Origin of the sequence: Sorangium sp. So ce185 (assembly GCF_051526825.1) — a bacterium.
In the GTDB taxonomy this organism is placed as follows: domain Bacteria; phylum Myxococcota_A; class Polyangia; order Polyangiales; family Polyangiaceae; genus Sorangium; species Sorangium cellulosum_D.
In genome coordinates this window covers 8,839,858-8,861,009 of the sequence record NZ_CP150316.1, presented here as the reverse complement: position 1 = coordinate 8,861,009, position 21,152 = coordinate 8,839,858, and the positions used below count along the sequence as shown (strand labels likewise).

Sequence of the window (21,152 nt, the reverse complement as noted above, 5' to 3'; positions counted from 1 at the left end):
GGCGCGCGAGGTGGCGGCCTCGGGCCCCTTCTGTTAGAGGGTGCATCGCTTCGATGCCCCGGTATTCGATCACGACGTTCGGCTGCCAGATGAACGTGCACGACTCCGAGCGGATGCACGACGTGCTCCGCCGCGCCGGCTACACCGAGGCCGGCGGTCCGGACGAGGCCGACGTGCTCGTGCTGAACACCTGCAGCGTGCGCGAGAAGGCCGAGCAGAAGCTGCGGAGCGAGGTGGGGCGGCTCGCGCGCTGGAAGCGCGAGGGCGAGGGGCGGGTGGTCGTCGTCGCGGGGTGCGTGGCGCAGCAGGAAGGGGAGCGCCTCCTCAAGCAGCTGCGGACGATCGACGTCGTGGTCGGGCCCGACAACATCCCGGAGCTGCCGGGCCTGCTCGGCGACCTCGCGCTCGGCGGCCTGCCGGTCGCGCGCACGGTGTTCGACCTCGACGCGCCCCGGTTCCTCGTGGCGTCGCCGCCGCCCGCGTCGCGCGCCGCGCCGACGGCGTTCGTGACCATCATGAAGGGCTGCGACGAGCGGTGCTCGTTCTGCATCGTCCCGCACACCCGCGGGCCGGAGCGCTACCGGCCGAGCGACGAGATCGTCGCCGAGATCGCCGGGCTCGTGGCCGCGGGGACGCGCGAGGTCACCCTCCTCGGCCAGACCGTGAACAGCTACCGCGATCCGCTCGGCGCGCTGCCGCGGGCCCCCGGCGCGAGCGCGGACGACCCGGACGAGAGCGAGTTCGCGGCGCTGCTCCGGCGCGTCGCCGCCGACGTCCCGGGCCTCGCGCGGCTGCGCTACACGAGCCCGCACCCGCGGCACCTCACGCCCTCGCTCCTGCTCGCCCACGCCGAGCTCGCCGTGCTGCCGCGCCACGTGCACCTGCCGGTGCAGTCGGGCAGCGACCGGGTCCTCCGGCGGATGATCCGCCGCTACACGCGCGCCGAGTACGTCGCGAGGACGCGCGCGCTCGTGGAGGCGGTCCCGGGGCTGACGCTCTCGACCGACATCATCGTCGGCTTCCCGGGCGAGACCGAGGACGACTTCGCGGCGACGCTGTCGCTCGTGCGCGAGGTGGGGTTCAAGGGGCTGTTCGGGTTCAAGTACTCGCGCCGCCCGCACACGCCCGCGCTGAAGCTGCCGGACGACGTGCCCGAGGGCGTGAAGGGCGAGCGGCTCGCGCGCCTGTTCGAGGAGAGCGAGGCGCTGCTCGCCGCCCACCTGTCGGGCCTCGTGGGGACGACGCAGGAGGTGCTCGTCGAGGGGCGCGACAAGGAGCGCGGGCACGGCGGCCAGGGCGGCGCGCTCTGGTCGGGCCGGACGGGGCGCCACGAGATCGCGCACATCGAGGGCGCGGCGGAGCTCGACCTGCTCGGCGAGGTCGTCGAGGTCTCGATCGCGCGGGCGAACAAGCACTCGCTGCAGGCCGAGCTCACGGAGGCGGCGCGCGCCGCGGCCCGGCCGCGGCAGCGGGGCGCCGCGGAGCCGCGGCCGGCCCGGCGCTCGCTGCCGGTGGTCGCCGCCGAGGGGGGCTGACGTGGCGCTCGTCCTCGACCTCGGCGGGGCGTCGCCGCGGCTCGGGCGCGGCGTGTTCCTCGCGCCGAACGCGACGGTGATCGGCGACGTGGAGCTCGGCGACGAGGCGAGCGTGTGGTTCGGCGCGGTGCTGCGCGGGGACATCGGCGCGATCCGCGTCGGCCCGCGGACCAACGTGCAGGACCTCGCGTGCCTGCACCTGACGAGCGGCGTCTCGGAGACGATCGTCGGCGCCGACGTGACCATCGGCCACGGCGCGATCCTGCACGGCTGCCGCGTCGGGGACGGGTGCCTGATCGGGATGGGGAGCATCCTGCTCGACAACGTGGTGGTCGGCGAGGGGTCGGTGATCGCCGCGGGCGCGGTGGTGCCGCCCGGGAAGGTGATCCCGCCGCGGTCGCTGGTGCGCGGCAACCCGGCGCAGGTGATGGGGGAGGTGCGGCCGGACCAGGCCGAGCTCGGCAGGCTGGGGGCCGCGAGCTATGTGGAGAACGCGCGGCGCTTCCGGGCGGCGCTCGCCGCGGCGTCGTCCGCGGCCGGCGAGCCGGGGGCCGCCGCGGCGGGGTGCGATGGTGGCGCGATGCACGAGGTGAAGAGGCCATGAACATCACGGTGAACGGGGAAGCGCGCGAGGTGCCGTCGGCGGTCACGGTGCGGAGGCTCGTCGAGCTGCTCGGGCTGACCGAGGGGCCCGTGGCGGTGGAGCGCAACGGCGAGGTGGTGCCGCGGGCCGAGCACACGGCCGCCGAGCTCGCCGAGGGCGACGTGATCGAGATCGTGCACTTCGTCGGCGGCGGCTGAGCCCGCCTCGTGATCTAGCGTTCTTCCAGTTCGTCCGCGATCCGGGTAGCATCGCCAGCTGCCGTGGATACGAGGGCCCTCGCTCTGGTCTTGGCGCTCGGCAGTTCGGCGGGCGTGGGCGCCGCCCTGGCGGTGCGCGACGCGCTGCCGGCGTCCCCGGTGGTCCGCGGCCTCTCGATCGGCGAGCGCTTCGTGCCGGACGGCGCCGCGCCGGAGGCCTGGCTCGAGGCGAGGCGCGACGCGCTCCGCGGCCGCCTCGTCCGGCTCCGCCACGACGACGTCGACCTGACGGCGACGCTCGGCGAGGCGGGCGTCGAGGTCGACGTCGGCGAGACGCTGGCGGGGGCGCGGCGCGTCGGCCACGAGGGGCCGTGGGCGCGGCGGCTCCGGGAGGCGCGGCGGGCGCGGCGCGGCGAGATCGACGTGCCGCTCGTCTGGGCCGTCGACGAGGCGCGGGCGCGCGCCTTCCTCGAGCGGCTCGCCCCGCAGGTCTTCCGGATCCCGGTGGACGCGCGGCTCGATCTCGCCAACCGGCGCAAGATCCCGGAGCAGGCCGGCCGTGAGCTCGACGTCGACGCCTCCCTCGCCGCGCTGCGCGCCGGGGACCACGAGGACGAGGAGCTCATCGAGCTCGCCGTCCGGTACACCACCCCCAAGATCACCGTCGATGACCTGGTGAGCGTCGACGTCAGCCGGGTCGTCGCGGCGTACGAGACGAAGTTCAAGCGGCACGGGAAGGAGGCCGGGCGCGCCGTCAACATCAAGACCGCGGCGTCCAAGATCGACGGCACCATCCTGGCGCCCGGCGAGACCTTCTCGTTCAACGCCCACGTCGGCCCGCGGACCCGCAAGAACGGGTTCACCATCGCCCCGGAGATCCTCGGCGACGAGACCGTCCCCGGCTACGGCGGGGGGACGTGCCAGGTCTCCAGCACGCTCTTCGCCGCGTCGCTCTTCGGCGCGCTCGACACGCCCGACCGCCAGAGCCACTCCCGCCCGAGCGCCTACATCCCCATGGGGCTCGACGCCATGGTGACGTACCCGGAGTCGGATCTGAAGATCAAGAACACGCTCCCGTTCCCGATCATGATCCACGCCTACCTGCCGACGCCCACGGTGCTCCGCGTCGAGCTCCTCGGCGGCGACCCGGTGGCGGAGGTCGATCACCGCATCTCGGCCGAGCACACCGACGACTTCATCCGCCGCATCTACGTGAAGTCCGAGCTCTCCGAGGGCGAGGTGAAGCGCCACCAGAAGGGCTCGTGCGGGTACGACGTGAGATCGTATGTCACCGTCCGTTACAAGGACGGCCGGGCCTCCGAGCGCAGCTATACGAGCGAGTACAAGCCCGCGCCCGAGGTGTTCTGGGTCGCGCCCGGATACGACCCCTCCGCGCTGCCGGAGGTCCCCGAGCACGCGAAGGCGGTCGAGGAGCTCCAGGAGGGGGAGACCCCCGCGGGCGAGGCCCCCGCGGGCGAGACGCCCCCTGCGGAGGCGCAGGGCGACGGCTTCTCGATGTGAGCGGGGGCGCCCGGCGCCCTGCGCGGCGGGCGTCGCCTCAGGCGGCCCGGGCGCTCCGGTCGAAGCGCAGCGGCAGGCTCTGCAACCCCCGCAGGCTGAACATCGTGCGCCACACGACGGGCCCCGGCTCGCGCGAGAAGGGCGGCAGTCGCCGGAAGATCTCCTCGAACGCGATCTTGCCCTCGAGCCGCGAGAGCGGCGCCCCGACGCAGAAGTGGATGCCGAAGCCGAAGCCCACGTTGCCGCGCTGCTCCCGGGTGATGTCGAACCGGTCCGGATCGCTGAACTGCGCCGGATCCCGGTTCGCGGAGGCGATGATCGGCATGACGATCGCGCCCTTCGGGAGGGTGACGCCGGCGAGGGTCACGTCCTGGGTCGCCCGCCGCATCAGGATCTGCGCCGGCCCCTCGTAGCGGAGGACCTCCTCGATGAAGCCCGGGATCAGCGCCGGCTCCTCGCGGAGGCGGCGCAGCGCGTCCGGGTGCTCGAGGAGCGCCAGCGTGCCGTTGCCGATGAGGTTGGTCGTGGTCTCGTTGCCCGCCACGAGCAGGAGGACCACCATGCCGAGCACGTCGTCCGGCGAGAGCTGGCCGTACTCCACCTCGCCGCGGATGAGGTCGCTGATCAGGTCCTCGCGCGGCTGCCGCTTCCGCTCCGCGATCATCTCGTGGAAGTAGGCGCGCATCTCGCGGCGGCTCCGGAGGATGCGCTCGACGTCCTCGTCGGGGAGCCGCCCCATTCCGGTGCTCACCGAGTCGTCCGACCAGCGCTTGAAGTCCGCGCGGAGCGACGGATCGACGCCGAGCATCTCGGAGATGACCGTGACCGGCAGCGGCACGGCCAGATCGTCCATCATGTCGAACGTATCCTTCGCGAGGATCCGATCGATGTACTCGGTCGTGATCGCGCGCACCCGCTGCTCGAGCCGCGCGATGGCCCGCGGCGTGAACGCGCCGCTGACGAGCTGGCGTATTCGGGTGTGGACCGGCGGATCGCTCATGAGGATGTTCACGTCGCTGACGACGAGCGGCTCGCGCTGGAGCCGCTCGTCCTGCGTGCTCTGCCTCGCCGCGAAGGTGTCGGACGAGAAGAGCTCGGGGTGCTTCATGACATAGACCACATCGTCGTAGCGGCTCACCGCCCAGAAGCCCCTCGGCTCGACCTGACACACCGGCGCCTTCTCGCGGAGCTCGGCGTACACCGGATAGGGGTTCTGCGTGACCTCGGGCCCGATGAGACTGAACGCGTAACTCATGATGTCTTCTCCGTGATGGCGCGGTCGAAGCGCAGGGGCAAGCGCCGCAGCCCGCGCAGGCCGAACGATCGGTTCCACGAGGGCGGCCCCGGCTCGCGCGAGAAGGGGGGCAGCCGCCGGAGGATCTCCTCGAAGGCGATCCTGCCCTCGACGCGGGAGAGCGGCGCGCCGACGCAGAAATGGATGCCGAAGCCGAAGGCCACGTGGCCGCGCTGCTCCCGGGTGATGTCGAACCGGTCGGGGTCGGGGAACTGCGCCGGATCCCGGTTCGCGGCGGCGACGAGCGGCAGGACGGTCGCGCCCTCGGGGATCGTGACCCCGGAGAGGGTCACGTCCTGCGTCGCCCGCCGGGTGAGCAGCCGGACCGGCCCCTCGTAGCGGAGGACCTCCTCGATGAAGCCCGGGATCAGCGCCGGCTCCTCGCGGAGGCGGCGCAGCGCGTCCGGGTGCTCGAGGAGCGTGAGGGTGCCGTTGCCGATGAGGTTGGTCGTGGTCTCGTTGCCCGCGACGAGCAGGAGGACCACCATGCCGAGCACGTCGTCCTCCGTCAGCACGCCGTGCTCCACCTCGCCCCGGACGATGTCGCTGATGAGGTCCTCGCGCGGCCGCCGCTTCCGGTCCGCGATCATCTCGTGGAAGTAGGCGCGCATCTCGCGGCGGCTCCGGAGGATGCGCTCGACCTCCTCGTCGCTGAGCGGCTGGGAGCCCGCGGGCACGTTGATGGTGTCGTCGGACCAGCGCTTGAAATCGGCGCGGAGCGACGGGTCGACCCCGAGCATCTCGGCGATGACCGTGACCGGGAGCGGAACGGCCAGGTCCTCCATCATGTCGAAGGTGTCCTGCGCGAGGATCCGATCGATGTGCTCGGTCGCGATGTCGCGGACCCGCGCCTCGATCCGCGCGATCGCCCGCGGCGTGAACGCGCCGCTGATGAGCTTGCGCATCTGGGTGTGGTCCGGCGGATCGCTCCTGAGGAGGCTCGTATCGCCGACGAGCAGGGGCTCGCGCAGGAGCCGCTCGTCGAGGAGGCTCCGCCTCACCTCGGAGGTGCGGGACGAGAAGAGCTCGGGGTGCTTCAGGACGTAGACCACATCGTCGTAGCGGCTCACGGCCCAGAAGCCGTTCGGCTCGACCTGGCAGACGGGCGCCCCCTCGCGCAGCTCGGCGTAGCGGGGGTGCGGGTTCTCGATGACCTCGGGCGCGAGGAGATTCAACGTGTGACGCATGGTTCCCTCCGTTGCTTGATGCTTGGGCGCGGCGCGGCGCGCCTCCTGATGGATCCGCGGTACGGCGGGCGACGGGCGGTGAGCTTCCCGCGCGCTCGGCTCAGTGCCCCGCGGACACGGGGCCGCCCCTGCCCCTCCCGAGCAGGAACACGAGCGGGAGCGTGGCGATGACGAGCACCGCTGTCACCCAGAACGTGTCGTTGAACGACATCACGGCGGCCTGCAGGTTCACGATTCCGTCGAGCACGTGGAGCGCCTTGTCGCGCGCGTCGGCCAGATCGAACCCCTTCGCGGCGAACGCCGACGTGTACGCGGCGACGCGCTCGAGGGTCGTCGGGTCGCTCGCCCCCATGTGGCTCACCAGGACCGCGCGGTGGAACGCCTGCCGGTCGGCGAGCACGGTGGTGAGCACCGCGACCCCGACGCTGCCCCCGAGCTGCCGCGTCAGGCTGTAGATGCCGGTCGCGGCGGCGATGTCGCGCTTGGGGAGCGGCCCGAGGGTGGCCATGCTGAGCGGCAGGAACATCAGCGTCGTGCCGAACGACCGGATGATCAGCGGCCAGAACAGGTCGCCGGCGCCCGTCGCGGGCGTCAGCTGGTGGAGCTGGAAGAGCGCGACGAGCAGGATGAGCCCCCCCGCCACGAGGAGCGCGCGCGGGTCGAACCGGTTCACGAGCCGCGCGACGAGCGGCATCGAGAGGGCGGAGGCCAGCGCGCCCGGCAAGAGGAGCATGCCCGTCTGCTGCGACGTGTAGCCGAGGATCGACTGGGCGAAGATGGGCACGGCGAAGAGCGCGCCGTAAAGGCCCATGCCGATGACGGCGGAGAGGAGGCTCCCCGCCCAGAGCGAGCGGTGCCGGAGCACGCGCAGGTCCACGATCGGGCGCTCCGACGAGAGCTCGCGGTGGACGAACAGGGCGAGGCTCACGGCCGCGATCGCGGAGCACGCGACGATGAACGGCGAGTCGAACCATTCCTCGGCGTGGCCCTCCTCGAGCGCGGTCTGCAGCGAGCCGACGCCGGCCGCGAGCAGGGCGATCGCGATCCAGTCGACGCCGCCGCGCTCGCGCTCGCCCGCGGCGTCCGGCGGTAGGAAGGCGAGGCACATCAGCACGGCCGCGATGCCGAGCGGGACGTTGATGAAGAAGATCCACCGCCAGTTGATGTTCGTGACGATGTAGCCGCCGAGCGTCGGCCCGATCGTCGGGCCGGCGATGACGATGGACGAGAAGAAGCCCTGCGCCATCGCCTGCTCTTCCTTCGGGAACGTCTCGAACAGGATCGACTGCGCCTTCGCGAGCAGGCCGCCGCCGCCGAGCCCCTGGAGCACGCGGGCGACGATGAGCATCGGCAGGCTGTTCGCGACCCCGCAGAGCACCGACGCCGCGGTGAAGGCGACGAGCGAGAAGACAAAGTAACGCTTCTTTCCGAAGCGGTGCCCGAGCCACGCGGTGAGCGGCAGGATGATGACGTTCGCGATGGCGTAGCTCGAGACGACCCAGCTCACCTGCGTGAGCGTAGCGCCGAGCGAGCTCTGCATCTCGGTGAGCGCCACGTTGACGATGCTCGTGTCGACGATCTCGAGCAGCGCGCCGAGGGCCACGGCCGCGGCCACGAGCCACCGGTTCGCGTTGACGGGCGCGACGGCGTGCGCCGGCGCGGCCGCGATTGCCGCCTCTGCCATGGTTCCTCCTCTCCCGCGCGAGGTGCGCGATGCTTACTTGCTCGCGTCGACCGTCAGCTCGACGCTCATCCCGGGGCGCAGCGCGAGGTCGGACGGCGCGTCGTGGAGGCGGATCCGCACCGGCACGCGCTGGACGACCTTGGTGAAGTTGCCGGTCGCGTTGTCCGGCGGCAGCAGGCTGAAGCGGGCGCCGGTGGCCGCGGAGAAGCTCTCGACCTCGCCGTGCACGGTCACGCCGGGGTAGGCGTCGACGGACACGCGCGCGGGCTGCCCGACGCGCATGTGCGCGAGCTGCGTCTCCTTGAAGTTGCCCGTCACCCAGACCTGCCGCGCGGGGACGAGCATCCCCACGGGCTGGCCGGGGGAGACCAGCTGCCCGACGGAGAGGGTCTTCTTCGACACGACCCCGTCCTGCGGCGCGACGATGCGCGTGTACGACAGCTCGAGGGCGGCCAGGTCCCGCGCGGCCTGGGCGGTCTCGACCTGCGCGTGCGCCACGCGGGCGCGGGCGCGCGCCAGCGCGATGAGGGCGTCGACGTTGCTCGCCTGCTGGACCCTCGCGCTCGCCTCCTCGACCCGGCTGAACGCCTGCGTGGTCGTGGCCTTGAGCGCCGCGAGGTGCGCCTTCGCCTGCTCCAGCGACGCGCCGGCGACGTCGACGGCCGCCTCCAGCTGATCGAACTGCGCCTGGGCGAGCGCCCCGGTCTCCACGAGCCGCTTCGCGCGGTCGCGCTCGAGCGTCGCCTGCTCCAGGGTCGCCGTCGCCGAGGCGACGTGCGCCTCGCCCTCGGCGATCTGCTGCTTCGACGCGCTCGCGCTGCTGGCCGCGCCGTGCAGCGACGCCTCGGCCACCGACTTGTTGCTGCGCGCGTTGGTCTCGGCGATGCGCTCGTCGGCGTCGGCCGCGTCGGCGCTCGCCCTGGCCGCCGACAGGCTCGCCTCGGCCTGCGCGAGCCGCGCGCGCGCGGGCTCGGCGTCGAGCTCGGCGAGCACGTCGCCCGCCTTCACCGCCTGGTTCTCCGCGAACAGGACCTTCACCACCACGCCCGACGCGCGCGCCGGGACGGACACCACCTCGGCGTCGATCTGCGCGTCGTCCGTGGTCTCGAGCCCGCGGTGCGCGACGTACCAGCCCGCGCCCGCCGCGACGGCGAGCGCGATCGCCGCCGCCGTGACGCCGACCGCCTTGCTCGGCTTGCCCGTCTTGACCGCCCCGGAGACCGCCTCGGGGGGAGCCGTCGCCTCTCCAGGGAGAGCGCTCGTCGTCGTGGACATGTCGCCGCCTGCTCCTCGTCGCCTCGACGGCGGGCGCAACCGGCGCCGCGTACCTAAGGCAACCTGTGGTTGCGATAGAGATACCACGGGGACTGACAAAGACAACGACTTGTTGCCATAGCCCGGACGAGCCATGCTCCACGGGTCGCGCCGTCGTGGTTGAATGGAGCCCCCTCGGGATGCGGAGCGTCACGTCGTCCCCTCTGAAAGAGCCTTCTCCGGCTGAGTCCGGCGCCGCGGGGGGGCGCCGCCGGACCGGCACGCACGGCGCGCGGCACGGGGGCCGCAGCGAGCGCGTGGTGCGGGCGGTGATGCAGGCGGCCGCGGCGGAGATCGCGCGCGCGGGCTACGCGGCGCTGCGGGTGGAGGACGTGGCGGCGCGGGCGGGCGTGAACAAGACGACGGTCTACCGCCGCTGGCCGACGAAGGCCGAGCTCGTGAAGGCGACGCTGCGCTCGTTCTCCGACGACCGCGAGGCGCCGCCGGACACCGGCGCGCTGCGGCTGGACCTGCTCGAGCTCGTGCGGCGCGTCGTCGCCGCCGCGTCGACGCCCGAGGGGCAGGGCATCTCCCGCATGCTCATGGCCGAGATGCACGTGCCGGAGGTCGAGGCGCTCGTCCGCGCGCTCCGCGAGGAGCGCCTCGCCCCGTGGCGGGACGTGCTCGAGCGCGGCGTCGCGCGCGGCGAGCTGCCGCCGGGCACCGATCTCGACCTGATGGTGGAGATGATCCGCGGCACCGTGACGAACCGCCTCTTCCGCCTGCGCGCGCCGGTCGACGACGGCGTCCTGGCGTCGATCGTCGACGTCGTGGTGCTCGGCGCGAAGGCCGGGGGCGCGCTCCGCCGCGCCCCCGGCGCGCCGTCAGGTCCGGCGGCGCCGGAGCCCGCGCCGGCGCGCGATCCGGACCGCCTCACTTCTCCGTGAGCACCTCGACGCCGGTCCAGTCGGCGGGCGCGCCGTGCGCCATCAGGTGCGCGATGCGCTGCTGGTAGACCTGGGCGGCCTTGTCGGTCGGGTGCTGCAAGAGCACGTGGGCGATCGCCAGGTTGGCCTCCGCGAACCTCCGGGCGCGGTAGTCGGACAGCGCCTGCTCGAAGTGGCGCCGGGTCTTCTGCTTGCGATCGATCGTCTCCGGAGGGTCGCCGTCGAACACCTCGACGACCGATACGGGCTCTCGCTTGCCCTTGAGCCGCACCTTGTCCAGGAAGCGATGGCCGTAGCCCTCCCGGGTGCTCAGCGCGATCATCGTCTGCTCGCTCAGCACGATGGCCACGCCGTAGCGGGCGGCGAGCCTCTCCAGGCGCGAGGCCTGGTTCACCGTGTCGGAGATCACCGTGGCTTCCATCCGCTCTGCCTCGCCGATCGTGCCCAGCATGAGGCTGCCGGTGTGGATGCCGATGCCCATGCTGATCGATGGCAGCCCCGCGCTCCGCCGCTCCTCGCTGAACTCCCGCACCGCGCGCTGCATCGCGACGGCCGCGCGCACGGCGTCGTCGGCCTTTCCCGGGAAGAGGGCCATGATGGCGTCGCCGATGTACTTGTCGATGAAGCCCCCGCAGCGCCGGATGATCGGGCTGAGCCGGCCGAGGTAGGCGTTCGTGAAGGCGAACGCCTCGCCGGGCGTCATGCTCTCGGTGAGGGCGGCGAAGCCGCGCATGTCGGAGAACAGGACGGTCATGTCGATCTGCACGTGGTCTCCGAGCCTGACGTCCACCGCCCGATCTCGGCCGAGCAGCCCGAGCATCTCGGTCGGCACGAAGCGGCTGTAGGCCTGGTTCGTCGCGAGCAGCTCGTCGTTGAGCCGCGCGAGCTCGGCGGTACGCTCCGCGACGCGGCGCTCGAGGTCGCTGTTGGCCCGCTGTAGCGCGCGCTGGAGGGCGCGCAGGGCCAGGTGCGTGGTCACGCGGGCCAGGAGCTCTTCGTTCTGAATGGGCTTGGTCAGGTAATCGACCCCTCCGACCTCGAAGCCCTTGACCTTGTCGGTGGTGTCGGTGAGACCGGTCATGAAGAGGACGGGGATATCCCTGGTCGCGGGGTCCGCCTTCAGGCGGCGGCAGACGTCGAAGCCGTTCACCTTCGGCATCACGACGTCGAGCAGGATCAGGTCGGGGGCCTCGTAGCGGAGCAGCCCGAGCGCGCTCTCGCCGTCCTCCGCGGCGAGCGTGTCGATCCCGGCGCCGCGGAGGTGCTCGACGAGCAGCTTCAGGTTGGCCGGCGTGTCGTCGACGACCAGCACGCGGGGTCTCGTCGCCTCGCTCACGATCGCTCTCCTCCGGCCCTCCAGGTCGGGCCGCCCGCGAGGGCATCCAGGGCGGCCGGGCGCCGATATCGCCCAGAGATCCGGCGCGTGGAAGGCCGCGCCGCGCGTCGCCCCTGCACCTGCACGTCGATCATGCGGATCCGTCGTCTCCTGTGGCGGCGCGGTCCGTCCCGAGGAGCTCGCGCAGCTCGCGGAGCTTATACGCCTGGGCCAGCGCGCGCACCTGCGCCATCCATCCGGCCAGCCGAGGTTCGGCCTGCTCGAGCTTCTGCGTCTCGGCCAGGAGCTCCTCCACGCGGCCCCTCCTGAGCAGCTCTCGCAGCGCCGAGATCTGCTCGGCGGAGGGCCGCGACGATCTACCGATCTCCTCGCCGGGGGAGCCGGGGCTCTGGGGCCCGTCGCGGCGCGAGAGCCATGTCAGGCCGAGGTGGCGCTGGATCTTGTCGAGCAACGCGCCGACGTCGACCGGCTTGGGCAGGAAGTCGTCGCAGCCCGCGGCCATGCCCCGCAGGCGGTCCGCGTCGGACACGCTCGCCGACGAGCCGATGACGACGACCTCGCCGAGCGCTGGGATCTCCCGCAGCCGCCGCGCCGTCTCGAAGCCGTCCAGGCCGGGCATGGAGTGATCCATGATGACCAGGCCGGGGCGGTGCTCTGCGGCCACGGCGAGGGCCTGCGCGCCGCTCTCCGCCTCGCGCAGCGTGAACCCGAGCGGCGCGAGCGCGTCGCGCAGCAATGCTCGGTTCTCCGCGTTGTCGTCGACGACGAGGATCGTCCGCCGCTCCCCCTCGTATCCGGCGATGTCCTCCCACGTGGACGCCGCGCGCGTGGAGGCCTGGTGGGCGGCCTCCTCCAGGGGCAGCGCGACCGTGAACACGCTGCCCCGGCCCTGCGCGCTCTCCACGTCGATCGATCCGCCCCAGTGCTCGACGATCCGCTTCGTGATCGCGAGCCCGAGGCCGGTCCCTTCCGACCGCGCCGTCTCGTCTCCGACCTGCTCGAAGCGATCGAAGATCCGGGAGAGGTGCTCCGGCGCGATCCCGGGTCCGGTGTCCGTGACGCGGAATCGGACCGTGCGGAGGCGCGGGCTCCTCGGCGACAGCGCGGGGGCGCCGTCGAGCACGGTCACATCGAAGGTGACGCCGCCCCGCGAGGTGAACTTGATGGCGTTGCCGAGCACGTTGAGGAGCACCTGGGTCAAGCGCTTCTCGTCCGCGCGCAGCGCGAGCGCCGGGCCGCGGTAGCTGGTCGCGAGCGAGATCCCCTTCTGCTCGGCGCGCACGCGGCACAGCTCCGCCACCGCGTCGATGAACGCGGGGAAGCGCACCTCGCCTGGCCGCAGATCGAGCTTGCCCGCCTCGATCTTGCTGAGATCGAGCACGTCGTTGATGAGCGCCAGCAGGTGCTCGCCCGATCTCCGGATGACGCGCAGGCCGTCCCGCGTCCGCGCCGTGAGCTCCGGCGCGCGCTCGATGAGCTGCGCATACCCCAGGATGCCGTTGAGCGGCGTGCGGAGCTCGTGGCTCATGCTGGCCAGGAAATCGCTCTTCGCCCGGCTGGCGGCGTCGGCGGCGTCGCGCGCGCCGATGAGCTCGGCCACGAGCCCCTCGACCTCCTGCGCCATGTTGTCGAAGGCGCCGGACACGACGCCGATCTCGTCCCGGCTCCCGATCCTGCTCCTCTGGGAGCGATCCCCGGCGCGGAAGCGCTCCGCGGCGGTGGCGAGCCGGTAAAGGGGGCGGACGACGATGAGCTGCAGGATGACGCCCGTGAGCGCGCAGAGGAGCACGCCGCTGCCCACGGTGATGCCGAGCATCCGGAGCGCGACGGCGTAGGCGAGCGCCTCGGCATCGCTCGTGTCGAGGACCACCTGCACGACGCCGGAGACGCCGCCCTCCAGGCTGCTCGGGAGCCTCGCGCGGTTGAGCGGGGAGGTCACGATGAGCTCGCTCCCGCGGCGCTCGTGGATCGGGCTCGTGAGGTCGCCGCGCGCGAGGAGCGCGAGGAGCGGAGGAGCGTCGACCCGATCGCCGGTGCTCTGGTGGCTGCCGGCGATCACCTCGCCGTCGAGGGACGCTACGAGCACGCTGCGAACCCCCGGCAAGAACGCGGCGTTCGAGGCGATGCGCTGCGCGTGGAACGCGTCGCCGCCGTCGAGCAGCACCACGAAGGTGTAGTTCAGCGTGCCCGCGATCGCGTCGCCCTCGCGCTCCAGCGCCATGAGCGCGGTCTGGCGCGCCTGCCTGAAGGTCAAGACCGCGACGACGCCCGCGAGGGCGAGCAGGAGCGCCCCGACGCTCAGGGCGAGCTTGATCGTGAGCCGGAACCGCAACTTCTGTCCCGGAGGGCTTGGCATCGTCGAGAGCTCCCCCTCCATCGATCAAGGCCGCGCTTCGAGGGCGCGCTCGACGAGGCGCGCGTCGATGACCGCGCTGGCATCCGGCGGCGGGCGCCTCACCATCCTGTGCTCGACCATGAACCGCGCGGTGAGCTCGTACGCTCTCCAGAGCGAGGCCCCTGGGCTTCCGCGGTCGAGGAGGCGGCGGTTCTGCTCCAGATCGGCGATCTCCACCCCGGCAAGGCTCGCTTGGAGCGCCTCCTTGCTCGTGCCGAGGTACCGCAGCGCCGACCGCTGCGCCTCCTCCTGCCGCTCCGGCTGCTTCATCGCCTGCGCCGCCCGGTGCCAGGCCAGGAGCACGCCGGCCACCTCCTCGCGCCTCGTCTCCGCGGCGTCGCGCTGCGCGAGGAGGACATCGACGATCTCGCCGGGGATCTGCCTGCTCGAGAAGACCAGCGACATGCCCCTCTCGCGAGCGGTGGACAGGAACGGCTCCCAGAGCGCAGCCGCGTCCACCTGGCCCTGCTCCAGCGCGGCGATGCACGCCTCCGGGGGCATGCTGACGACCGTCACGTCATCGATCGAGAGCGCGCGCAGCGACAGCGCGCGGATCAGCAGGTACTGCGCCTCGGTCCCGATCTCCACCGCGATGCGCTTGCCTTTCAGATCGTCCACGCTGGAGATCCCCTGTCGCGCGACGATGCCATCCGCGCCGTTCGAGGTGTCGGTGATGAGGACGATCTTGAGATCGGCGCCTTGATCGAGGAAGCGGATCGCCTCGGTCAGCGAGCCTGCGGTGAAATCCGCGCGCTTGTGGAGGAATGCGTGAGTGGCGTCGACGCCGGAGCTCAACCGGACGATATCGAGCCCGGGAGGGGGATAGAGCTCCAGGTCTCTGGCGACGTAAAAGGGGGTGAAGCCAGCCCACTTGACCGTCGTGAGGCGCAGCGGCCGCGGCTCGGCCTTGCCCAGGTCACAGGCGGTGGCGAGGAGCAACAATCCGCACAGGAGCCAGTGACGCAAGAGGGGAGTCTGCATCGCGCCTCCTCCGGGAACTCGAAGCCGGCCGAGAGCACCGTCCTGGCATCATCGCTTCGTTCGGCCGGTGAGCGCAATGACAATCGGGGCCTGCGATCCAAGGTATGGCGATGGTGGTGAAGGTGGGCAGGTAAGTCGCGAGCGCCGCGAGCGCCGCGCCCCGGCGGAGGTGCGGGCGGCGATCGTGCGCTTCGTCGCGCTCCTCGACGCGGGCGCGGCGGGCGGCCTCGCCCGCTGCGACTTGCCCGCTGGATGCGCCCGTCTGTCCGGCAGCATCCATGTCGTCGGCGATAAGCCTGGATGAAATCTCCCATCGAAAAGGGGATATCCACGCAATCTGGGATCAACGCGTGAGCGCCCCTGCTCTCCGGGAATAATCTGCTGGACGGTGCATGACACCGGTGTAGATCGCCGTTGCAGCCGGGGGACCGGAGGTGAGCCGTGGCTCAGCTCGGTCGCGGGCAACAAGCCGAAAGCGAGCCCTCCGCGGTGCGATCGTGCGCGGAGGGCAGATGCAGAGGGGGCGAGCACCGACGGAGTGGGGAGATGCCGGTCGGCCGCCGCGCCGCCGCGAGCTCCTCGCCGGCATGGGGGCGACTGCAGGCCTCTTGCTGCTCGGCTGTCGCGGCGAGCCGGTCGACCTGCGCGCCCAGGCCGCCATCGCCGCCGGCGGCAGCCGGGGTTACGCGGGCCCGGCCGTCGATCTCGCGTTCTGGACGGGCTTCACCGGGGGCGACCGGCCGCCGATGGAGCGGCTCATCGCGCGGTTCAACCGCGAGCACGCCAACATCACGGTGCGGATGAGCGTGACCCGGTGGGGCGATTTTTATCAGAAGATCCCGGCCGCGGTCGACAGCGGTCATGGCCCCGACGTGGCCGTCATGCACGCCGATCAGCTGGCCACGGCGGCGGTCCACCGCACCATCCTTCCCCTCGACGAGGTGACCGAGGCGCTCGGCCTCGGCGCCGGCGACTTCTCCGAGACGCTCTGGAGCGCGGGCGTCTTCCGGGGGCGCCGTTATGGCGTCCCCCTCGACGTCCACCCGCTCGGCCTCTACGTCAACCGCGCCGTGCTGGCCGGCGCCGGCCTCGACGACGCCGCGCCGCCTCGCTCGCGGCGCGATTACCTGGCCGCGCTCGAGCACCTCAAGCGGCGGGGGATCCAGGGATCGTGGGTGTCGCCGGTCCTGTTCACCGGCGGGCTGATGTTCCAGTCGCTCCTGTGGCAGGCGGGCGGCCAGCTGTTCTCGGAGGACGGGGCCCGGGCGATGTTCCACGCCGAGGCCGGCGTCGAGGCGCTGAGCTTCATGGTCGAGCTGATCCGGCGCGGCTACAGCCCGCGCGACGTCGGCCAGGACGCCGACAGCATCGCCTTCATGAACGACCGGAACGCCTTCCTCTGGAACGGCGTCTGGATGATCAACACCTTCAAGGCGGTCCCCGGGCTCCGCTGGGGTGTGCTCCCGGTGCCCGTGATCGGCGCGCACCGGGCGGTCTGGGGCAACGCGCACCACCTCGTGCTCCCTCGCCAGCCCGGGGCCCGCGCTGGCCATCGCCGCCTGCAGGCGGCGGTGGTGTTCCTCGCCTGGCTGAGCGAGCACTCCCTCGACTGGGCCGCGGCCGGCATGGTGCCGGCCCGGCGGGAGGCCCGGGAGAGCGCCGCGTTCCGGCGGATGACGGAGCAGGCGATCGTCGCCGAGCAGCTCCCGGCGGTCCGCTTCCCGCCGGCCATCGCCGGGGCCGACGCGGTGCGCGCGTCCACCCTCGATCTCGCCGTCAACGATGCCGTGCTGCTGAGGGCAACGCCGCGCGAAGCCCTGAGCCGCGCCGCTCGCGAGGCCGACGCGCTGCTCGCGGGCAACCTCAAGAAGTTCGGGAGGGCTCTGTGACGGCGGTCGACGTACCCCTCGTGGAGCCCGGCCAGGCCGAGGCGGACGGCGGCGCGCAGAGCGCCCCCGGCGTCGGCCGGCTCCGGAAGCGCGGCCTCGCGCGGCCGCGGCGGTGGGCGCCCTACCTGTTCCTCGCGCCGTACCTCGCGCTGTTCGGCCTCTTCGTCGCGACGCCGATCGCCCTCGGCGTGTGGCTCAGCCTCCACGACTGGGACCCGTTCCTGCCGTCGCGGCCGTGGGTCGGCCTCGACAACTACGCGGATCTGTTCCGGTCCGGCTCGCCCACCCGCGGCAATTTCTGGCGCGCGCTGCGGGCGACCGCGCTGTTCACGGCGCTGAGCGTGCCTGTCCTGGTGACGCTCCCGCTGCTGCTCGCCCTCGCGCTCAACCAGCGCTTTCCCGGCCGATCGTTCTTCCGGGCCATGTTCTTCGCGCCGTATGTGCTCGGCGTGGCGGTCGTCGCGATGATCTGGCGGCTGCTCCTCGATCCCCAGGTCGGCGCGATCAACCACCTTCTGGGGAAGGTGGGTTTGCCTTCGGACACCGGCTGGACCACGGCGGTGCCGTGGGTGTGGGTCTCGCTGGTCGGGATGACGGTGTGGTGGACCCTCGGCTATAACGCCGTGATTTACCTGGCGGGGCTGCAGAACATCCACCGGGAGCTCTACGACGCCGCCCGCATCGACGGCGCGACCCGATGGCAGCAGTTCTGGCACGTCACGATACCTGGGCTCAGGCCGGTGTTCGTGTTCGTCGTGACGATGACCGTCCTCGCGTCGGCCAACATGTTCGGACAGGCCTATCTGGTCACCGGGGGCGGGCCGGGCAGCGAGACGCGCACCACCATCATGTACATCGCCGATGAGGGTTTCCGGAGCTTCCGCCTCGGCGCCGCGGCGGCCATGAGCTACGTCCAGGCGTTCTTCCTCGCGGTCGTGAACCTCGTCATGTTCCTCCTGTTCTTCGGCCGGGGCAGCGACGAGGACGCTCAATGAAGCTCCGGCTGCACGAGGACGGCTGCCCTGTCCGCCGCCGGCAGATCGGGAGGGCCTTGTCGTATGCGGCGCTGCTCCTGCTCGCCGTGGCGTACCTCGCCCCGTTGATCTGGATGGCGCTCACGTCGCTCAAATCGCCGTCCGAGGCGACGGCGGTGCCGCCCACGCTCGTGCCCGCGCGGGCGACGCTCGAGAGCTACGAGGCGCTCGCGGGCTCGAGCGCCGGGGCGCCGGTGTTCCGCTGGCTCCTGAACAGCCTCCTCGCCGCCGCGGCGCACGCGCTGCTCGTGCTGGCCACGGCGGCCCCTGCGGCGTACGCGCTCGCGCGCATGGAGTTCCGCGGCAAGCGGCTCGTGCTCGCCGCGGTCCTCTCCACGCTGTTCATCCCGCCGATCATGTTCTTGCCCGCGAATTACCTGATCGTCCGGGCCCTCGGCTGGCTCGACAGCCTCACGGCGCTGGTCGTGCCGCCGGCCGCCTCGGCGTTCGGCGTCTTCTTCCTGCGCCAGTTCTTCCTCGGCCTCCCGCGGGAGCTCGAGGAGGCGGCGGCGCTCGACGGCGCCACCCGGCTCCAGGTCTTCTGGAAGATCGTGCTGCCGCTGTCCAAGCCGGCCCTGGCCACGCTGGCCGTGCTCAGCCTGCTGAGCAACTGGAACGATTTCCTCTGGCCGATTTACGTCCTGTTCAACCCCGAGAAGCTCACGCTGTCGCCCGGCCTCGCGCTGCTGCAGGGGGCGCACACCACCGATTACGCGCTGGTCACGGCGGGCGCGGTGGTGGCGAGCGTCCCGATCCTCGCGGTGTTCATCGTCGCGCAGCGATACGTGATCGAGGGGGTCGCCCGCACCGGCTTGAAGGGGTGATCGGCGGCCCGACGCGCGGCGTCACGGCGGCGCGACGGCAAGGACATTGGCTGTCCGTGCGCGCCTCGCCGCCGCTTGATCCTTCGTCGCTTTCGGGGGAAGCTCTCTGTCCACGGCGGCTGCGGTGCCCCTCTCGCGCGCGGCCGAGGCGCCGAGATGTGCCTGCTGCCACGGATGACGGCTGGTGTGCGCTTGGCTTATCTTTGCTTGGATCTCATGAGCGGGATCCGGCGTCCTGTCGTGTCGGCGGAGCCCGTCGTGGTGTGCAGACCTCAGCGCGCCCTCCGCGCCAGCTCGGCCATGAGCCCGAAGAGCTCGACCACGCCTGGCGGATTGAGCTTCCCTCCGCTGAACTCCCGGTAGAGCGTGTGCACGTTCACCGCGATGCGCTCCGCGTCGCTCCAGCTCGCGTAATCGGCGAGCGCGATGTCGCGGGCGGCGTCGGCCGGCGGCATGCCGGCGTCGTAGCGGCGCCGCGCCTCGTCGCGGATGTACACGAGGTAATCGCGCACCGCGCGCACGCCGGCGCGATCCGTGATCGGGCCGTGCCCCGGCACGATGACGTCGGCGTCCAGCGCGAGGATGGTGTCGCACGCCTTGATCCAGTTGCCGACGGGCCCCGCCCACATGATCGGCGTCACGTCGATGAAGAGGATATCTCCCGTGTAGATCGCGCGGTCCGCGGGCACGTACACGAGCAGATCGCCCTTCGTGTGCGAGGGGCCCACCTCGAGGAGGCGGACCTCCTTCGCCCCGACCGCGATGGTCAGCTCCCCCTCGAAGACCCGGGTCGGCGCCGTGGGCGCGATCCCGTCGAAGTCGAAGGCGCCGAAGCAATGGACGAGGTAATCGCCCAGCGCGCCGGCGGCGCCGCTGCGCGCCTGCCGCATCAGCATGGCCAGCATCGGCGCGGGGACCTCATCCATCTCGGCGGCGCTGGCGCGCGTGGCGATGATCGTCGCGCCCTCGACCAGCGCGTTGCCGTAGCAATGGTCGCCGTTCGCGTGGGTGTTCACGACCGTGCCGATCCGCGCCGCCGCCGGGGTGGCCGCGCGCATGGCGTCGAGCATCGCGCGCGTGCGCTTCAGGTCGAAGAGCGTGTCGACGAGCAGCGCCTCGCCGTCCGAGGTGACGAGCCCCGCGTTGCTGAGCCCCCAGGTGCCGGCCGGCTGGAGATACGCAAAGCAGCCATCGCCGACCTCCTGCAACCCTTGCTCATACCGCGATCGGCCCATGTCCACCCCCTGCCGCGCGCGCCGCTGGACGCGCCTCCGGGCTCAGGAGCGTAGGCCACCCGCTCGACGCCAGGGAATCGAAATCGACCCGGCCCGCGGCGCGACTCCTGCGCACGGCGCCGGCGCGGAGGTGGAGCCGAGTGGGCCGGGCGGCGCCGGCGAGCGCCGCCCGGCGCCGCGCTACCAGGCGAAGGCCTCGGGCGCCTCGCCGCCGGGGCCGGGGAACACCTCGTCGAGGCGCTTCAGGTGCTCCGGGGACAGCTGGAGCTCGAGGGCGCGCAGGCTGCCGTCGAGCTGCTCGGCGGTCCGCGGGCCGATGATGGGCGAGGTCACGACCGGGTTCTTGAGCAGCCAGGCCAGCGCCACGTCGGCGGGCTTCTCGCCGAGCTCCGCGCAGAGCGCCTCGTAGGCCTCCAGCTTGGGGCGGTTCTTCTCGATGCGCGCCTGCGCGTCGGCCGACGCGCGCCGGCCCTCGCGCGCCTTCTGGAGGGCGCCGCCGAGCAGCCCGCCGGCGAGCGGGCTCCAGGGCAGGACGCCGAGGCCGAACGCGCGGCACGCGGGCAGGACCTCCAGCTCGACCGTGCGCGCGTTCAGGTTGTACACGCATTGCTCCGAGACGAGGCCGAGGAAGTGCCGCTGCGCGGCGAGCCCGTTGGCCTGCGCGATGTGCCAGCCGGCGAAGTTGCTGCTGCCGACGTAGAGGACCTTGCCCTCGCGGACGAGCTGCTCCATCGCCTGCCAGATCTCGTCCCAGGGCGTCTCGCGGTCGATGTGGTGCATCTGGTAGAGGTCGATATGGTCCGTCTGCAGACGGCGCAGGCTCTCCTCGCAGGCGCGGCGGATGTGATAGGCCGAGAGCCTCCTGTCGTTCGGCCCTTCGCCCATGGGGCCGTAGACCTTCGTGGCGAGGACGATGCGGTCCCGCCGCCCGCCGCCCTGCGCGAGCCAGCGCCCGACGATCTGCTCGGTGATCCCCTCTCCGCGCTTCCGGCCGTACACGTTGGCCGTGTCGAAGAAGTTGATCCCGTGCTGAAGGGCCCGGTCCATGATGGCGAAGCTGTCGGGCTCGCTGGTCTCCGGGCCGAAGTTCATCGTGCCGAGGCAGAGAGGGCTGACCTTCAGGCCGGTGCGTCCGAGATTGCGGTGGTTCATGGTGCCGGGAGGGTAGCAACGCGCCCCGCGCGCGGTCCATGCCGGCACGCTGAACGCGCCGTAGGGCTTCGCCGGAGTCGCGC

At 72.1% G+C, this 21,152-nt stretch carries 17 protein-coding genes; 8 read left to right on the top strand and 9 right to left on the bottom strand.

Annotated elements, in window-relative coordinates:
- Window positions 1–53: 53 nt before the first annotated feature.
- The 4 genes from miaB to WMF26_RS32425 all read left to right on the top strand — a co-directional run bounded on the left by miaB (window position 54) and on the right by WMF26_RS32425 (window position 3,857).
- Window positions 54–1,535: a tRNA (N6-isopentenyl adenosine(37)-C2)-methylthiotransferase MiaB gene (gene miaB / locus WMF26_RS32440; RefSeq protein WP_437950034.1), complete on the top strand. Its 1,482-nt coding sequence runs from the start codon at window positions 54–56 to the stop codon at window positions 1,533–1,535.
- 1 nt (window position 1,536) lies between these two features.
- Window positions 1,537–2,139, top strand: a complete 603-nt coding sequence (locus WMF26_RS32435) for a gamma carbonic anhydrase family protein (RefSeq protein WP_437995873.1) — start codon at window positions 1,537–1,539, stop codon at window positions 2,137–2,139.
- Entirely contained in the window at window positions 2,136–2,336 is a 201-nt protein-coding gene (thiS, locus tag WMF26_RS32430; protein ID WP_061627456.1) for a sulfur carrier protein ThiS, read from the top strand. The genes WMF26_RS32435 and thiS overlap by 4 nt, the downstream gene beginning before the upstream one ends.
- A gap of 63 nt (window positions 2,337–2,399) precedes the next feature.
- The gene (locus WMF26_RS32425) at window positions 2,400–3,857 is read left to right on the top strand and encodes a VanW family protein (protein ID WP_437995872.1); all 1,458 of its coding nucleotides are present in this window, start codon (window positions 2,400–2,402) and stop codon (window positions 3,855–3,857) included.
- 37 nt (window positions 3,858–3,894) lie between these two features.
- Here the strand turns inward: WMF26_RS32425 and WMF26_RS32420 are convergent, their stop codons facing one another.
- The 4 genes from WMF26_RS32420 to WMF26_RS32405 form a co-directional block, all read right to left on the bottom strand.
- Window positions 3,895–5,112: a cytochrome P450 gene (locus WMF26_RS32420; protein ID WP_437995871.1), complete on the bottom strand. Its 1,218-nt coding sequence runs from the start codon at window positions 5,110–5,112 to the stop codon at window positions 3,895–3,897.
- Window positions 5,109–6,338 carry a cytochrome P450 gene (locus WMF26_RS32415; protein ID WP_437995870.1) on the bottom strand — a complete coding sequence of 410 codons (1,230 nt, stop codon included), beginning with the start codon at window positions 6,336–6,338 and terminating at the stop codon, window positions 5,109–5,111. The genes WMF26_RS32420 and WMF26_RS32415 overlap by 4 nt, the downstream gene beginning before the upstream one ends.
- 100 nt (window positions 6,339–6,438) lie before the next feature.
- A complete protein-coding gene (locus tag WMF26_RS32410) occupies window positions 6,439–8,022 on the bottom strand; it encodes a DHA2 family efflux MFS transporter permease subunit (protein ID WP_437995869.1) in 1,584 nt (527 codons plus the stop codon).
- Window positions 8,023–8,055: 33 nt separating this feature from the next.
- Complete coding sequence (locus WMF26_RS32405; protein WP_437995868.1) at window positions 8,056–9,297, bottom strand: HlyD family secretion protein; 1,242 nt, start codon at window positions 9,295–9,297, stop codon at window positions 8,056–8,058.
- A gap of 179 nt (window positions 9,298–9,476) precedes the next feature.
- Here WMF26_RS32405 and WMF26_RS32400 point away from each other — a divergent pair, with 179 nt between their 5' ends.
- Window positions 9,477–10,223, top strand: a complete 747-nt coding sequence (locus WMF26_RS32400; RefSeq protein ID WP_437995867.1) for a TetR/AcrR family transcriptional regulator — start codon at window positions 9,477–9,479, stop codon at window positions 10,221–10,223.
- Here the strand turns inward: WMF26_RS32400 and WMF26_RS32395 are convergent.
- From WMF26_RS32395 to WMF26_RS32385, 3 genes are all read right to left on the bottom strand, one after another.
- Window positions 10,210–11,559 (bottom strand): response regulator, encoded by a 1,350-nt coding sequence (locus WMF26_RS32395; RefSeq protein WP_437995866.1) that lies wholly within the window; start codon window positions 11,557–11,559, stop codon window positions 10,210–10,212. The genes WMF26_RS32400 and WMF26_RS32395 overlap by 14 nt on opposite strands.
- 130 nt (window positions 11,560–11,689) lie before the next feature.
- Window positions 11,690–13,915 (bottom strand): ATP-binding protein, encoded by a 2,226-nt coding sequence (locus tag WMF26_RS32390; protein ID WP_437995865.1) that lies wholly within the window; start codon window positions 13,913–13,915, stop codon window positions 11,690–11,692.
- A 24-nt stretch (window positions 13,916–13,939) separates the two neighbouring features.
- The gene (locus WMF26_RS32385; RefSeq protein WP_437995864.1) at window positions 13,940–14,935 is read right to left on the bottom strand and encodes an ABC transporter substrate-binding protein; all 996 of its coding nucleotides are present in this window, start codon (window positions 14,933–14,935) and stop codon (window positions 13,940–13,942) included.
- Between the two features lie 587 nt (window positions 14,936–15,522).
- Between WMF26_RS32385 and WMF26_RS32380 the strand changes: the two genes are divergently transcribed.
- The 3 genes from WMF26_RS32380 to WMF26_RS32370 are packed head-to-tail and all read left to right on the top strand — an operon-like array spanning window position 15,523 to window position 18,682.
- Window positions 15,523–16,824, top strand: coding sequence for an ABC transporter substrate-binding protein (locus WMF26_RS32380; protein WP_437995863.1), 1,302 nt, complete (start codon window positions 15,523–15,525; stop codon window positions 16,822–16,824).
- Window positions 16,821–17,819 carry a carbohydrate ABC transporter permease gene (locus WMF26_RS32375; protein WP_437950025.1) on the top strand — a complete coding sequence of 333 codons (999 nt, stop codon included), beginning with the start codon at window positions 16,821–16,823 and terminating at the stop codon, window positions 17,817–17,819. The genes WMF26_RS32380 and WMF26_RS32375 overlap by 4 nt, the downstream gene beginning before the upstream one ends.
- Window positions 17,816–18,682, top strand: coding sequence for a carbohydrate ABC transporter permease (locus WMF26_RS32370; protein ID WP_437995862.1), 867 nt, complete (start codon window positions 17,816–17,818; stop codon window positions 18,680–18,682). Before WMF26_RS32375 ends, WMF26_RS32370 begins: the two co-directional genes overlap by 4 nt.
- A gap of 272 nt (window positions 18,683–18,954) precedes the next feature.
- On the opposite strand, the gene WMF26_RS32365 is transcribed toward WMF26_RS32370, so the two are convergent.
- Window positions 18,955–19,917 (bottom strand): MBL fold metallo-hydrolase, encoded by a 963-nt coding sequence (locus WMF26_RS32365; protein ID WP_437995861.1) that lies wholly within the window; start codon window positions 19,915–19,917, stop codon window positions 18,955–18,957.
- Between the two features lie 180 nt (window positions 19,918–20,097).
- On the bottom strand, window positions 20,098–21,069 hold the full coding sequence (locus tag WMF26_RS32360) for an aldo/keto reductase (protein ID WP_437332204.1): 972 nt from the start codon (window positions 21,067–21,069) through the stop codon (window positions 20,098–20,100).
- Between the last annotated feature and the right edge of the window lie 83 nt (window positions 21,070–21,152).